This window comes from Amycolatopsis thermophila (assembly GCF_030814215.1).
Taxonomy (GTDB): domain Bacteria; phylum Actinomycetota; class Actinomycetes; order Mycobacteriales; family Pseudonocardiaceae; genus Amycolatopsis_E; species Amycolatopsis_E thermophila.
Map to the genome: position 1 here is coordinate 3,657,382 of NZ_JAUSUT010000001.1, position 13,714 is coordinate 3,671,095.

Genomic DNA, 13,714 nt, shown 5'->3' on the forward strand with positions numbered 1-13,714 from the left:
CGGCGAGCCGGTGGCCGCGCCGGGTGGTCATCGTGGTGATGCTGGTCGCGAGCGGTGGGGATGGGCGCGGTGGCCCGCCCACGGCGGCGGGCCACCAGCGCACCGGCCTACTTCTGGTGCGGGGCCACGTAGCCCTTCGCTTCCGGTGCCTCGAAGAGCGGCTTCACGTACTTGATGCCGCCCTCGACGGTGGCGTCGGCCTGCGCCACGTACACCTGCCGGGTCGGGGGTGCGCCGGCCTTCGAGAAGTCCAGCGCGGCGACCAGGTTGCCGGTGTCGGCCGAGGTCGTCTGCTGCAGGGCCCGCAGGATGCCGTCCCGCGTCAGGTCCTTGTTGTCGCACGCCTTCTTCAGCACGGTGCCCCACACCTCGGCGACCGCGTAGCCGTAGTCCACGCCCGCGTTCGGCGGCTCGGGGAAGGCGGCGGCCTTGTACTTCGAGGACACCTCCTTGGCCTTCGGGATGTCCGCGGAGTACGGCACGCTGCTCGCCACCACGTACAGGCGGTCGAGCGCGTTCGCGGCCGGGCTGTTCAGCAGGACCGGGTCGTAGGTGGGGTTGTTGCCCAGCAACGGCACGTTCAGCCCGAGCGCCTTGTTCGCCGCCGCCACCGAACCGGTCTGCGCCGGGGTCGTGGTCAGCATGATCGCCTTGACACCCTCGCCGCGCAGGCCGGTGACGATGTTGGTCAGGTCGTTGTCCGAGGAGGTGATCTTGACCTCACGCAGGTTCAGGTGGTGCTGCTGCGCGTAGTACCGCGAGCCGCGCAGGCCGTTCGCGCCGTACTCGCCCTCGATGTAGATGTGCCCGACGGTGTCACCGTCCTTGATCATCCCCTGGTCCTGCAGGTAGGACATGCCGTCGATCATCTCGACGTCGTAGGTCGTGCCGACGATCATCACGTACGGGTTGTCCAGCAGTTCCGAGGACCAGGAAGCCGGGGTGGTGGTCACCTTGTCGGACTGGATGTTCTGCTTCAGCGCGGCCATGATCGGCGAGCCGACCACCTGGACGAACCCGAGCACCTTCGGCTCCAGCTGCGGGTACAGGGTTTTCGCTTGGTCGGCCTTGTACGCGTGGTCGACGACCTGCAGCCCGACCTTCCGTCCGCACACGCCGCCCGCGGCGTTGAAGTCGTTGACCCACAGCTGGTTGCCGTGCGTGATGCCGATCGAGAGGTTCTTGAACGGTCCCGTCATGTCGGTCATCACGCCGAGGGTGATGTCGCTCGCCGTCACGCCGAAATCGGTCTTGACGCCGGAGGCGTCGGAGCCGGACGAGCCCGATTCACCCGCCTTGGTGCCGCACGCGGCGATGATCAGCATCGCCGCGAGGGCCAGGGAAAGCCGCTGTTTCATCGAGCGTTCCTTCCTTCTTGCGATCCCTGTGCAGGCTGCCGGTGATCCGGCGGCCGATCGCCGCGAGCCCGCCCGGCTCGAAGAGCACGACGAGGATGATCGCGGCGCCGTAGACGAAGGTGCTGACGAGGACCGGGGTGAACGCGCCCTCGCCGCTCCCGGTGAAGATCCCCAGCTGCGTCGAGTAGAGCGAGAGCACCTGCGGCAGCCCGAACACGATCAGCGCGCCGACCAGCGCGCCCCCGATCGAGCCGAGGCCGCCGATGATGACCATCGCCAGGTAGGCGATCGAGACGTTGATGCCGTAGGTGCCGAACTCGTTCTCGTCCGGCTTGAGGATGTCGAACCACAGCACCGTCATCGCGCCGGCCAGCCCGGCGTACGCGGAGGACACCGCGAACGCGCCGGCCTTGGCCCTGGCCACGTTGACGCCCATCGCCGCGGCCGACGCCTCGTGGTCGCGCACCGCGCGCCACGACCGGCCGACCCGGCTGTTGACCGCACCGCGCGCCAGCACGAACGCGATCACCGTCAGTGCCAGGTAGAGGTACCACATCTTCTCGGCCTGCCGGATGGGGACGCCGAGGATCTGCAGGCTGCCCGAGCTGTCGAAGGTGAACCCGAACAGCGCGAACGGCGCGGGCGTGCGGCCGGTGGAGGTGCCGCCGGTCAGCCGGTCCGCCGACTGTCCGAAGTAGAGGCCGAGGAACACCAGCGACAGCGACGCCACACCGAGGTAGATGCCGCGCAGCCGCCCGGACACCGGTGCGAACGCCAGGCCCAGCAGCGCGGTGAACGCGACCGCGATGAGCAGCGACAGCAACGGGTCGAGGCCGAACCCGACCACCCGGCCGTCCTCGGTGCCGCTGGCCAGCACCGTGTACGTCGTGCCGCCGGCGAGCAGGAAGAACGCGTGCGCCAGCGACAGCTGGCCGGCCTGCCCGACCAGCATCGTCAGGCCGATCGCGCCGACCGCGCCGGTCATCATCCACTGGCCGGCCTTGAGCCATTCGGCCTGCAGGTACAGCGGCAGGGCGAGCAGGACCACCAGCACTGCGAGCCAGGCGGCCAGCTTCAGCCAGCGCAGCGACTTCGCCGGAGCTTTCACGGGCGTCGCGGTCACCGCTGTCCGCGTCGCGAGCTCAGACACGAGTGATCTCCCTCGTTCCGAAGAGGCCGGACGGCCGGATCACCAGCACCAGCAGCATCACCAGGAACACCGCGCTCTTGGAGAAGTCGAACGAGATGTACTGCGCGGACAGGGCTTCCACGAGGCCGACGATCAGACCGCCGACGACCGCGCCCGCCGTCGAGTCCAGGCCGCCGAGGATCGCGGCGGGGAACGCGGCCAGCGCGATCGAATGCGTGGCGCGGGACAGGCCCGCGCCGCTGAAGTCCTGCGTGGCCAGGAACAGCACCGCGACCCCGGCGAGCAGGCCGGCGACCAGCCACGCGGTCATGGTGACCCCGCGGCTGCGGATTCCCATCAACGCGGCGGCCTCGCGGTTCTCCGCCTGGGCGCGCATCGCCACACCCCAGTTGGAGAACTTGAACGCCAGGTAGAAGGCGGTGATCAGCACCGCCGCCACGGCCATCGCGACCAGGTGCGTGCGGAACAGCGTGATGCCGCCGACCTGGATCGGCTTGGCGTCCCACGCCGCTCCGATGAACGGCACGCTGACGCCGAGGCGCCGCACGATCTCCTCGGTCACGATCACGTCGACGCCGATGGTCAGCAGGGCCAGGCTGTTCGGATCGGCCAGCTTGGAGCGGGACAACAGCAGCCGCTCGACGACCACCGCGAGCAGGCCCGCGCCGGCGACGCCGAGCAACGCCGCGCCGGTCCAGCCCAGCGCGTCGCGGGTGGCGACCACCAGGTAGCCGCCGAAGAGCACGAGCGAGCCGTGCGCGAAGTTGATCACCTCGGTGGACTTGAAGATGATCACGAATCCCAGCGCGAGGAGCGCGTACACCGCGCCCTTGCCGACGCCGTTCACCACCAGTTGCAGGAACGTGTGCATCTACGCGGCCTCCGTTCCCAGGTATGCCTTGATGACTTCCGGGTCCCGTTGCACCTCGGCGGGCGGGCCGTCGGCGATGCGGCGGCCGAAGTCGAGCACGGTGACCCGGTCGGCGATGCCCATCACCAGGCCCATGTCGTGCTCCACCAGCAGGATCGAGATGCCGAGCTCGTCCCGCACGTCGCGGATCGTGCCGGCCAGGTCGGTGGTCTCCGCCGCGTTCATGCCCGCGGCAGGCTCGTCGAGCAGCAGCAGGACCGGTTCGACCGCCAGCGCGCGGGCGATGTCGACGCGCTTGACCTGGCCGTAGGGCAGGGCGGCGACCGGGGTGTGGATCAGCCGCCCGATGCCGAGGAAGTCGCAGATCTCCTGGGCCCGCTCGGTGTGCTTGCGTTCGGCCCGCACGGTCCACGGTGCGCGCAGCGCGCATTCCAGGAACCCGCCGCGGGTGAGCGCGTGCCGGCCGAGCATGACGTTGTCCAGGACGGTCGAGCCGGGGGAGAGCGCCGCGTTCTGGAACGCCCGGCCGATCCCGAGCCTGGCCATCCTGTGCGGCCGCACTCCCGTGATGTCGGTGTCGCCCAGCAGCACGCGGCCTTCGGTGGCGCGGTAGAGGCCGCTGATCACGTTGAAGCAGCTGGACTTCCCGGCACCGTTGGGCCCGATCAGGGCGTGCAGCGACCCGGCGCGCGCGGAGAACGACACGTCGTCCAGCGCGGTCAGGCCGCCGAAGCGGAGCGTCAGGTGCTCGACGCGCAGTTCCGGGATCATCCGCCCCACCTCGACAGGAAGTGCTTGCGCGGCCCGGTTTCCGCGGCCGCGACGGTCTCGGCCCCGGCGTGCCCGCCCAGGTACAGCCGCTGGACGTCTTCACTGCGGGACAGCTCGTCCGAGCGCCCGGCGAGCGCGACGCGGCCGACCTCCAGGACCACGGCGTGGTCGGCCACGTTCAGCGCCATCACGGCGTTCTGCTCGACCAGCACGACGGCGGTGCCCTGCGCGTGGATCTCGCGGATGATGCCGGTGATCTGGTCGACCACCTTCGGCGCGAGGCCGAGCGAGGGCTCGTCGAGCAGCAGCACCCGCGGTGTCGACATCAGTGCCCGGCCGATCGCGAGCATCTGCTGCTCGCCGCCGGAGAGCAGCCCGGCGCGCTGCCGGGCGCGTTCGGCCAGCACCGGGAACAGCTCGTGCACGCGTTCGCGCGCCTTGACCCGCTGCCCGGGGGACACGGCGATGCCGCCGGCGCGCAGGTTCTCGTCGACCGTCATGCGGGTGAAGATCTGGCGGTTCTCGGGCACCTCGACCACGCCGAGCCGCACGATGGACGCGGGGTCGAGCTTGTCGATGCGCGTGTCGCCGAGCCGGACGTCACCGCCCGTGACGACCCCGCGGTGCAGCTTGAGCGTGCCCGAGATGGTGCGCAGCAGGGTGGACTTGCCTGCGCCGTTGCTGCCGAGGACGGCCAGTACCCCGTCGTCGGGCACGGCCAGGTCGACCCCGTGCAGCGCGGCGACCGACCGGCCGTAGCGCACGTGCAGGTCGCGGACGTTCAACACCGTGGGCCCACACCTCCTCCGATCGTGTGACGGGTGTCACTCTCGGTGGCGGCAATCCTTGATCGGCCGTCGCCGGTCCGACACCCCCACTTGGAGAGGTTTGCCGGACCTTTGCGCAACCGTGCCCTCTCCAAGAGGGGATGTCCGGAATGGAGCGGATGTGCGATCGTGGGCGCGTGACCGCAGAGCAGCGCGTCGCCGCGGATCGCGCCATCGAGCACAGCACCGTGCTCGACGAGCTGCTACGCGAGCGTGAGGGCCTGCTCGGCACCCTCGACCGGGTCATCGCGCTGCAGGGGACAGCGCATCTCATCCGTGAGTCACTGGGCGTGCACGCGGCGTTCGTGGGCGAGCTGGAACGGCCCGGCACGGCGGTCATCCGGTGGATGGCCGGCAACCGGACGGACGCGATCCAGAACCTCGTGGTGCCGACCGGGCAGGGCGTCGGCGGCCGGGTGCTGGCGTCCGGGAAGCCGGTGCGGGTGTCGGACTACCTGAACGCGCCGACGATCACGCACCAGTTCGACGCGCAGGTCGCCGGCGAGGGGCTCGCGGCGCTGCTGACCGTCCCGATCATCGGGCGGAGCCGGGGCGAGCCGGAGACGCTGGCGATCGCCTATGCCGCCATGCGCGAGCCCGCGGACTTCGGGGACGACGCCGTGCGGCGGCTGGAGGCCATCGCCGACCAGGCGGCATCGGCGCTGAAACTGGCCCGGGTGGCCGAGTCCGACCGGGCCGACGCGGTGTCCGCCGAGCGGCGGCGGATGCAGGATGCGCTGCACGATTCGGTCGGGGCGCTGCTGTTCTCGATCGGGGTGCAGGTACGCGACCTGCACCAGAACGTGGCCGGGGACCCGATCCTGGAGGGACGGCTGCTCCGGCTGGAGGGCGACGTGTCGGCGGCCTCGCGGGCGTTGCGCGAGTCGCTGTTGTCGCTGTCGGAGTCGACACCGGAGCGGGCGCTGCCGGTGGAGCTGGCGGAGCACTGCCGGTCGTTCGAGGCGCGCTGCGGCTTGCCGGCGCGGTTCGTGCAGCTCGCCCCGGTCCGGCCGCTCGACGCCGAGCGCACGGCGTTGCTGGTGTGCGCGGTGCGGGAGGGGCTGTTGAACGTGGAGAAGCACGCGCGGGCGTGCTCGGTGGTGGTCAGCCTCGGGCCGAGCGCGGGTGGCGTGCAGGTGGTGGTGGCCGACGACGGCACCGGTTCCGGCGAGTCCGGCAGCGGCACCGGGATGGGTGTGCGTTCGCTGGCCGAGCGGGCCGCGCGGATGGGCGGGCGGGTGAGCCTGGTGCGCGACGAGGACGGCGGCTGCACGCTGCGGGCGTGGGTGCCCGAGGTGCCGGGGCCGTGACCGCGACGGTCCTGGTGGTCGACGATCACCCGGTGGTCCGCGACGGCGTCACCCTGCTGCTGCGGGCCGAGCCGTCGCTGAAGCTGATCGGCAGCGCCGAGACGGGCCGGGGTGCGCTGCTGCGCGTGGGCGAGCTGCGGCCGGACCTGATCCTGCTCGATCTGCGGTTGCCGGACATGCTGGCGCCGGAGGTGATCGCCGGGCTGCGGCAGGTCCACCCCGCGGGGCGGATCGTGGTGTTCACGGCGCACGGTGATCACCAGGGGTTGCTGGCCGCGTTGGACGCCGGTGCCCACGGGTGTTTGCTGAAGGACGTCGCCGGGACGGATCTGGTGTCGGCCCTGCGGCGGGTGTTGCGGGGCGAGCGGGTCGTCGACCCGCGGATCCTGCCCGATCACGCGTCGCGGTCGGACGCGCTGGCGCGCAGCGGCTTGACGCGGCGGGAGTACGAGGTCCTGCGGCTGGCCGCGCAGGGGCAGACGAATCCGGAGATCGCGGAGATGACCGGGTTGACCCGCAACACGGTCAAGACGTATCTGCAGTCGGCGCTGCACAAGCTGGGGGCGCGGAACCGGGTGGAGGCGATCGGGAAGGCTTCCGAGGCCGGGCTGCTGTGATTGCGGGGCAGTGTGTCGGAACCCCGTGCGTTTCGAGGAGCCCTTCAGGGACTCGCGGTGCAGGGTGTCCATGTAGGCCCATTCGCGCGAACCGTCCAGTACCCGCCGCATCGAGGACAGGTACTCCGCGCGCCAGGCGGAGGCGAATCCGCCCGGGTCCGGCTCGACGCCGGCCGCGCCGAACACCTCGGCCACCTGGTCGCGCACCCCGCTGTACCAGTCCACGGTGGTGCCGAAGATGTCGCACGCGATCACGCGCACGTGTCGGAACCCCGTGATCAGCAGTGGATCCGCAGCCGCACGACCATCGTGTCCGGGGCCAGCTCGTCGAGGTAGGAGTTGGCGAACTCGACGTACCCCGTCCCGGCCCGGGGCACCTGGTCGTCGTGGTAGATCCACGTGCCGTCCAGGGTCAGCAGGTTCTCCGTGGCGACCGCCCGCTCCGGGGTCCGCCGGGTGAACGGGATGTCGGACCGCGACGCCAGCCGCGCGGCGCGGGTGCGCATGCCCGCGAAGTCGAGCAGCCCCCGCGGGCCCCCGTCGCACGTCCCGGGAACCCACTCGCGCGGCTCGCCGTAGGCGTCCACCGCCGCCCGGACCAGGCGCGGATCGTCCTCGTGACCGCGGTGCACGTCGAACACGTCGCCGGGCCGGCCGATCCACCAGTGGTCCCACTCGCCCTCGCGCGGGGCCGGGCCGCCGTTCACGTCGAACGGGGCCATCGCCTCCTCGAGCGCGGCCCGCAGGTCCTGGTGCGCGTCGGGCGGCAGGCAGACGGTGACCAGCTCGTGGGCCATGTGCTCGAACCCTACCGCGGAGGCCACCGGTTTCCCGGCGGCCTCCACGGCGGCCCCGTTACGGCAGGAGCAGGAACGCCGGGCCGTTGGGCACGCCCAGACCGGTGACGTTGTCGTAACCCGCCGTGGTGTGGATCGACAGGTTCTGCCAGTCCAGTTCACGCGCGGACGTGATCAGGCCGTCGGTGGCGTCCACCGAGTTGGCGTAGTCCACCCGCATCACGGCCCCGTCGACGTGCTGGACGTCGCGCACCGCGGGCGACCGCGAGCCGATCTGGTACAGCACCGGGTTGATGAACCCGTGGTGGAACCCGTCGAGGTTGTCCGACACGGCCATGATCCCGGCCAGCAGCGGCGAGGCCAGGCTGGTCCCGCCGATGCGGTACTGGTCGTAGTACACGCCGTCCGGGAAGGTCTGCGTCTGCCCGATCAGGAACCCGGTGTTCGGGTCGCCGACCGCCGAGATGTCGGGCACCACGCGGCCCTTCGCCTTGCCGTGCTGGTTCTGCGACGCGAGCGCGTCCGGCACGACACCCTTCTGGTAGAAGGGCTCGTCGAACAGCACGCTGGTGCCGCCACCGGAACCGGAGGTGTACGCGGGCGGCGTGTAGACCCCGCCGGTCAGGGTGCTCTTGCCGGTCTCCCACCCGGTTTCGAACAGCGTCCGGCCGTCCTTGCCGATCGCGAGGCTCGTCCCGCCGACCGCGGTCACCCACGAGTCCGACGCCGGGAAGTCCGCCGACGGCGAACCGAGCCTGGCCGCCTCGTCACCGCTGTCGCCGGAGGAGAAGTAGACCCCGATGCCCTCCAGCGCGGCCTGCTGCGCGATCTGCGTCCACACCCGCACCTCGGCGGCCGGGATGTCCTCACCCGCGTCGCCGTAGGAGTTGGAGATGATGTCGGCCCGGTGCCCGGCGACGATCCAGTTCAGCGCCTCGTCGAGCGAGGCGTCCTGGCAGTCGGACCCGCCGACGTACAGGACGTTCGCGCCCGGCGCCATCGCGTGCACGGCCTCGACGTCGAGCGTCTGCTCGCCGTACCAGCCCGCGGCGTCGCACTGGTCCGGCGGCTCCTGGTCCACGTTGGCGGGGAACACCTTCTCCGCGAACTGGGACTGCCGCAGCGGGTGCGACGGGTCGTTGCGCCGGGCGTACTCGGCCGCGTCGGCGTACAGCGTGGGCGAGGCGAAGGCATCCACGATGGCCACCGTGGTGCCGCTGCCGTCGGCGCGGACCTTGTCCAGCCCGTACGCCGAGCGCAGCTGCGCCGGCGTGTAGCCGCACGGCGCGTACGGCCGCTGCTGCCCGTTGTACGCCGGGTCGGTCGTGTCGATCTTCTCGCCGTAGTACGTGCTGCACGGCGGCGCGTTGCGGAAGCCGCCCGGGGGCGGCACGTCCGCCGGCGATCCGTCCGTGGTGTCCGGCTTCATCAGCGCGGTCGCCTGGTCGACCCCGATCACGCCGAGGACGTCGCCCGCCAGCGCGGCCGGAACCGACAGCTCCTTGTCGGCCGCGCGCAGCACCTGGCCCTCGACCCGGTACTTCGCCAGGTCCACGCCGAAGGCCTGCTCCACCTGGCCGGTGGTGCCGGTCGCTTCGACGTAGGCGCGGTTGGCGGGGACGTCACCGATGGCGAACCCGCTGCCGGACAACCAGTTCCGCACCGCACCGAGCGTGGCGTCGCTCGCCGCGAAGGAGTCCCGGACCTGGTCGGGCGAGAGGTAGTGCCGGAAGGAGGGGCTGGACGGGTCGGACACGGCGCGGGCGGCGGCGTCCGCGCCGGCCTGGTCACGCATGGTGAGGTAGACCCGGAAGCTCAGCTTCGCGGACGGGGACGAGTCGGCGACCTTGGACTGCGGGGTCGCCCACAGCGGGTGGGACAGCGGGATCACGGCGCGCCCTTGTGCGGCGGCGGTGGCCGGAGCGGCGAGCACGCCACCCGCCAGCGCCAGTGACGCGACAACGGTCAAAGCTCTTCGCATTGGGCCGAGATTAGAACCGCGTGCCGGAAAAGCCAGGGGGGCGGCGAATTCGTTACCGGGTTACCGAAGAAAGTCGGGAAACCGGCAAATGGGGTTTCCCGGCACCATCGGGCCCTTTTCGGTGACCACCGCGGTGATCAAATCGGCCGGTGTCACGTCGAACGCCGGGTTGAACACTTCCGTTCCGGGCGGTGTGACCGGAATGCCGGAAAACGTGGTGATCTCTTCCGGTGCTCGTTCCTCGATCACGATCGACTCGCCCGACGGCAATTCCGGGTCCACAGTGGACGACGGCGCGACCACGACGAACGGCAGCCCGTGCCGGGCGGCGGCCAGTGCCAGGCCGTACGTGCCGATCTTGTTCGCGACGTCCCCGTTCGCGGAGATCCGGTCCGCCCCGACGACGACGCAGTCCACCATCCCGCGGGCCATCGCCGACGCCGCCGCGGAGTCGGGCAGCACCCGGTGCGGCACGCCCGCCTCGGCCAGTTCCCACGCGGTCAGCCGCGCGCCCTGCAGCAGCGGCCGGGTCTCGTCGGCCAGCACGTACTCCAGGTGCCCGGCCGCCTGGAGGTGCCAGACCACGCCGAGCGCCGTGCCCCAGCCGACCGTCGCCAGCCGCCCGGCGTTGCAGTGCGTGAGCAGCCGCAACGGCCGCCGTTCGCAGTGCTGGAGGATCAGTTCGGTGGCGCGGGCGGACGCTTCGCGGTTGAGCCGTTCGTCCTCGTCGAGGAGGGCGAGCGCTTCCGCGAGCACCGCGTCGGGACCCTCGGCGAGCCGGGACAGCGCCCGCGCGACGCCCCAGCCGAGGTTGACCGCTGTCGGGCGGGCGTTCGCCAGCCGCGCCGCGTCGTCGCGCACCGCGGCCGGGTCGTCGTGGGCGAAGGCCGCGAGTGCCGTGCCGAGCGCACCGGCCCCGCCGAGCGCGGGCGCGCCGCGCACGGCCAGTCGCCGGATCGCGTCGATCAGTTCGTCGACGGTGCTCAACCGCAACGTCCGGTACTCACCCGGCAGGGCGACCTGGTCGATGATCTCGACCGCGCCCTTCACCCAGTCGATGGTTCTGCGCACGCCCTCCATTCAACGCCATCTGGACGCCGCTGCCGACCAGGCCTAACTTGGGGAAACCGCGCGAGGGGAAGGGGTGCCGCCCATGACCGGCCGGACGAAATACCTGCTCGACGAATCGGACCTGCCGACCACCTGGTACAACGTGGTCCCCGACCTGCCGGAGCCGCCACCACCGCCGCTGCACCCGGCCACCCGGGAGCCGGTCGGCCCGGACGACCTCGCGCCGCTCTTCCCGCAGGCGCTCATCGCCCAGGAGGTCACCCAAGATCGTTATGTCGACATCCCAGGCGAGGTGCTCGACGTCTACCGGCTCTGGCGGCCCTCGCCGCTGTACCGGGCGCGGCGGCTGGAGAGGGCGCTGGGCACACCGGCGCGCATCTACTACAAGTACGAGGGCGTCAGCCCGGTCGGGTCGCACAAGCCGAACACCGCGGTCCCGCAGGCGTACTACAACGCGGCCGAGGGCATCCGGCGGCTGACCACGGAGACCGGCGCCGGGCAGTGGGGCAGCGCGCTGGCGTTCGCCTGCGCCACGTTCGCGCTCGACTGCGAGGTCTGGCAGGTGCGCGCCTCCTACGACCAGAAGCCCTACCGCAAGATCATGATGGAGACCTTCGGGGCGACCGTGCACCCCAGCCCGTCGAAGGAGACCGCGGCCGGCCGCGCCGTGCTGGAGAAGGACCCGGATTCGACGGGCAGCCTGGGCATCGCGATCAGCGAGGCCGTCGAGCAGGCCGCCGCCGACCCGGACACCCGCTACGCGCTGGGCAGCGTGCTCAACCACGTCCTGCTGCACCAGACGGTCATCGGGGAGGAGGCGCTGCTGCAGTTCGAGCAGGCCGGGGACAGCCCGGACGTGATCGTCGGCTGCACCGGCGGCGGCTCGAACTTCGGCGGGCTGGTGTTCCCGTTCCTGCGGGAGAAGCTGGCCGGGAAGATCGCCCCGGTGATCCGGGCCGTCGAGCCGGCCGCGTGCCCGTCGCTGACCCGTGGCCGCTACGCCTACGACTTCGGCGACACGGCGGGCCTGACCCCGCTGATGAAGATGCACACGCTCGGTCACGACTTCATCCCGGACCCGATCCACGCCGGCGGCCTGCGCTACCACGGCATGTCGCCGCTGTTGTCGCACATCTACGAGCTGGGCCTGCTCGAGGCGATGGCGGTCGGGCAGCAGGAGTGCTTCGCGGCCGGGGTGCGGTTCGCCCGCGCCGAGGGCATCATCCCGGCACCCGAGCCGACGCACGCATTGGCCGCGTGCGTCCAGGAGGCGTTGCGCTGCAAGGAAACCGGCGAGGAGAAGGCGATCCTGACCGCGCTGTGCGGGCACGCGCACCTGGACCTGCCCGCCTACGCCGCGTTCCTGTCCGGCCGGATGACCGACAACGAGCTGCCCGAGTCGGTGCTGGCCGAGTCGCTGGCGGGGCTGCCGTGACCGACGAGCACGCGTCGCTGACCTACACCTCGTACCTGGCGCTGGACGACCTGCTCTCCGCCCAGCACCCGCGGTCGGCCGAGCACGACGAGCTGTTGTTCATCGTGATCCACCAGGTCTACGAGCTGTGGTTCAAGCAGATGCTGCACGAGCTGGGGTTCCTGCAGGAGAAGCTGGTCGCGGGCGACACCGCGCACGCGATCCGCACGTTGCGGCGAGTGTTGACGATCATGAAGGTGGTGGTCGCGCAGATCGACGTGCTGGAGACGATGACGCCCAGCCAGTTCACCAGCTTCCGCACCCGGCTGGACGCGGCGAGCGGGTTCCAGTCGGCCCAGTTCCGCGAGCTGGAGGCGGTGCTCGGCCGGCGCGACCGCGGGGCGTTCGCGCACTACCCGGAGGGCAGCGAGGCGCGTGGCCGGATCGAGGCGGCCATGGAGCGGCCGTCGCTGTTCGACTCGTTCCTGGCCTACCTGTCGGTGCACGGTTACGACGTCACCGGCGACCGCCGGAAGGTGCTGCTGCGGGTCTACACCGACGACGCCGGCCCGGCGACGGTCGCCGAGCACCTGGTCGACCTGGACGAGGGCGTGCAGGAGTGGCGGTACCGGCACGTGAAGATGGTCGAACGCACGATCGGCGACAAGGCGGGAACCGGCGGGTCGTCCGGGGCGAAGTACCTGAAGGGGACGCTGTTCAAGCCCCTGTTCCCCGACCTATGGGCGGTGCGCGCCGACCTGTAGGCGGTCCAGCAGCGGGTCCAGCGCGGCCGGGTCCTCGACGTGCGCGTTGTGCCCCAGCCCGGGCAGGACCACCGCGTCCGGTGGCAGGTGCCCGGCGGGGCACATCGGGTCGTGCTCGCCCGCCGCGAGGACCACCGGCGCTCGCGCGGCGGCCAGCAGCCCGTCCAGATCCGGTGCGCCCACTCCGAACGCGGCCTGGTCCAGCGCCAGCCGCCGGCCCCCGGCCAGCCCGCTGTCCACGATCGGCGAGTCCTCGGGCACCAGGCCGTCCAGCCCGGACACCTTCAGCCACCGCGCGGCCGCCTCGGCCCGCGACTCGAAGGTCTTCGCCGGGCGCGTCGCCTGCGCGGCCGCGCGCGCCAGCTCCTCGGACGTCCAGCGCACCTTGATGCCCAGACCGCAAGCCCCGCTCACCCGCACGCCGAACCAACCGCTCGCCAGGGTGAGGGCCACCACCCCGCCGAGGGAGTGCCCCAGCACCGCGACCGGCGTCCCGGAGGGCACCTCCGCCGCCACCGCCGCGGCCAGACCGCCGAACGAGTACCGGGGGAGCGGGTCCGACCGCCCGTGGCCCGGCAGGTCGGGCGCGATCCACCGACCCGGCCACCGCTCCACCAGGCCCTCCCACACGGCGCCGGTCGCGCCGAGACCGTGCAGGACGAGCAGCGTCGGCCCGTCCGTACCACCGGTGCGCACGTACATCGTTCGATCTTCCCATGGCTTTTCCGCCGAAGACCGCTAAGTTTTCCAGTGGAAGCCGACGGGAACGACCTTCCCGGCAGC

The 13,714-nt window shown here is 71.5% G+C and carries 13 protein-coding genes; 4 read left to right on the top strand and 9 right to left on the bottom strand.

What is annotated here, in order from left to right; translation table 11 throughout:
- Positions 1-107: 107 nt before the first annotated feature.
- The 5 genes from FB470_RS17980 to FB470_RS18000 are packed head-to-tail and all read right to left on the bottom strand — an operon-like array spanning position 108 to position 4,938.
- Positions 108-1,358: an ABC transporter substrate-binding protein gene (locus FB470_RS17980; protein WP_306993016.1), complete on the bottom strand. Its 1,251-nt coding sequence runs from the start codon at positions 1,356-1,358 to the stop codon at positions 108-110.
- Positions 1,288-2,508 (bottom strand): branched-chain amino acid ABC transporter permease, encoded by a 1,221-nt coding sequence (locus FB470_RS17985; RefSeq protein ID WP_370876486.1) that lies wholly within the window; start codon positions 2,506-2,508, stop codon positions 1,288-1,290. The genes FB470_RS17980 and FB470_RS17985 overlap by 71 nt, the downstream gene beginning before the upstream one ends.
- Positions 2,501-3,379: a branched-chain amino acid ABC transporter permease gene (locus FB470_RS17990; protein WP_306993018.1), complete on the bottom strand. Its 879-nt coding sequence runs from the start codon at positions 3,377-3,379 to the stop codon at positions 2,501-2,503. The genes FB470_RS17985 and FB470_RS17990 overlap by 8 nt, the downstream gene beginning before the upstream one ends.
- Positions 3,380-4,150, bottom strand: coding sequence for an ABC transporter ATP-binding protein (locus tag FB470_RS17995; protein WP_306993019.1), 771 nt, complete (start codon positions 4,148-4,150; stop codon positions 3,380-3,382).
- Entirely contained in the window at positions 4,147-4,938 is a 792-nt protein-coding gene (locus tag FB470_RS18000; protein WP_306993020.1) for an ABC transporter ATP-binding protein, read from the bottom strand. The genes FB470_RS17995 and FB470_RS18000 overlap by 4 nt, the downstream gene beginning before the upstream one ends.
- Before the next feature lie 158 nt (positions 4,939-5,096).
- Here FB470_RS18000 and FB470_RS18005 point away from each other — a divergent pair, with 158 nt between their 5' ends.
- Positions 5,097-6,287, top strand: coding sequence for a GAF domain-containing sensor histidine kinase (locus FB470_RS18005; RefSeq protein WP_370876487.1), 1,191 nt, complete (start codon positions 5,097-5,099; stop codon positions 6,285-6,287).
- Positions 6,284-6,904 carry a response regulator gene (locus FB470_RS18010; RefSeq protein WP_306993024.1) on the top strand — a complete coding sequence of 207 codons (621 nt, stop codon included), beginning with the start codon at positions 6,284-6,286 and terminating at the stop codon, positions 6,902-6,904. The genes FB470_RS18005 and FB470_RS18010 overlap by 4 nt, the downstream gene beginning before the upstream one ends.
- A gap of 278 nt (positions 6,905-7,182) precedes the next feature.
- Here FB470_RS18010 and FB470_RS18015 read toward each other — a convergent pair whose 3' ends face one another.
- From FB470_RS18015 to mtnA, 3 genes are read right to left on the bottom strand one after another with little or no spacing between them, the layout of a single operon-like run.
- Positions 7,183-7,701 carry a hypothetical protein gene (locus FB470_RS18015; RefSeq protein ID WP_306993025.1) on the bottom strand — a complete coding sequence of 173 codons (519 nt, stop codon included), beginning with the start codon at positions 7,699-7,701 and terminating at the stop codon, positions 7,183-7,185.
- 58 nt (positions 7,702-7,759) lie between these two features.
- Positions 7,760-9,682 carry a S53 family peptidase gene (locus FB470_RS18020; protein WP_306993027.1) on the bottom strand — a complete coding sequence of 641 codons (1,923 nt, stop codon included), beginning with the start codon at positions 9,680-9,682 and terminating at the stop codon, positions 7,760-7,762.
- A 60-nt stretch (positions 9,683-9,742) separates the two neighbouring features.
- The gene (mtnA, locus tag FB470_RS18025) at positions 9,743-10,762 is read right to left on the bottom strand and encodes an S-methyl-5-thioribose-1-phosphate isomerase (protein WP_306993028.1); all 1,020 of its coding nucleotides are present in this window, start codon (positions 10,760-10,762) and stop codon (positions 9,743-9,745) included.
- Between the two features lie 73 nt (positions 10,763-10,835).
- Here mtnA and FB470_RS18030 point away from each other — a divergent pair, with 73 nt between their 5' ends.
- Entirely contained in the window at positions 10,836-12,188 is a 1,353-nt protein-coding gene (locus FB470_RS18030; protein ID WP_306993029.1) for a TrpB-like pyridoxal phosphate-dependent enzyme, read from the top strand.
- Entirely contained in the window at positions 12,185-12,931 is a 747-nt protein-coding gene (locus FB470_RS18035; protein ID WP_306993031.1) for a tryptophan 2,3-dioxygenase, read from the top strand. Before FB470_RS18030 ends, FB470_RS18035 begins: the two co-directional genes overlap by 4 nt.
- Here FB470_RS18035 and FB470_RS18040 read toward each other — a convergent pair.
- The gene (locus FB470_RS18040) at positions 12,905-13,633 is read right to left on the bottom strand and encodes an alpha/beta fold hydrolase (protein ID WP_306993033.1); all 729 of its coding nucleotides are present in this window, start codon (positions 13,631-13,633) and stop codon (positions 12,905-12,907) included. The genes FB470_RS18035 and FB470_RS18040 overlap by 27 nt on opposite strands.
- Between the last annotated feature and the right edge of the window lie 81 nt (positions 13,634-13,714).

Bases quoted from the DNA above. Each gene is read 5' to 3' on its own strand.
- FB470_RS17980 (WP_306993016.1), bottom strand. From the start codon at position 1,358: ATGAAACAGCGGCTTTCCCTGGCCCTCGCGGCGATGCTGATCATCGCC.
- FB470_RS17990 (WP_306993018.1), bottom strand. From the start codon at position 3,379: ATGCACACGTTCCTGCAACTGGTGGTGAACGGCGTCGGCAAGGGCGCG.
- FB470_RS17995 (WP_306993019.1), bottom strand. From the start codon at position 4,150: ATGATCCCGGAACTGCGCGTCGAGCACCTGACGCTCCGCTTCGGCGGC.
- FB470_RS18005 (WP_370876487.1), top strand. From the start codon at position 5,097: ATGTGCGATCGTGGGCGCGTGACCGCAGAGCAGCGCGTCGCCGCGGAT.
- FB470_RS18015 (WP_306993025.1), bottom strand. From the start codon at position 7,701: ATGGCCCACGAGCTGGTCACCGTCTGCCTGCCGCCCGACGCGCACCAG.
- FB470_RS18020 (WP_306993027.1), bottom strand. From the start codon at position 9,682: ATGCGAAGAGCTTTGACCGTTGTCGCGTCACTGGCGCTGGCGGGTGGC.
- mtnA (WP_306993028.1), bottom strand. From the start codon at position 10,762: ATGGAGGGCGTGCGCAGAACCATCGACTGGGTGAAGGGCGCGGTCGAG.
- FB470_RS18030 (WP_306993029.1), top strand. From the start codon at position 10,836: ATGACCGGCCGGACGAAATACCTGCTCGACGAATCGGACCTGCCGACC.
- FB470_RS18040 (WP_306993033.1), bottom strand. From the start codon at position 13,633: ATGTACGTGCGCACCGGTGGTACGGACGGGCCGACGCTGCTCGTCCTG.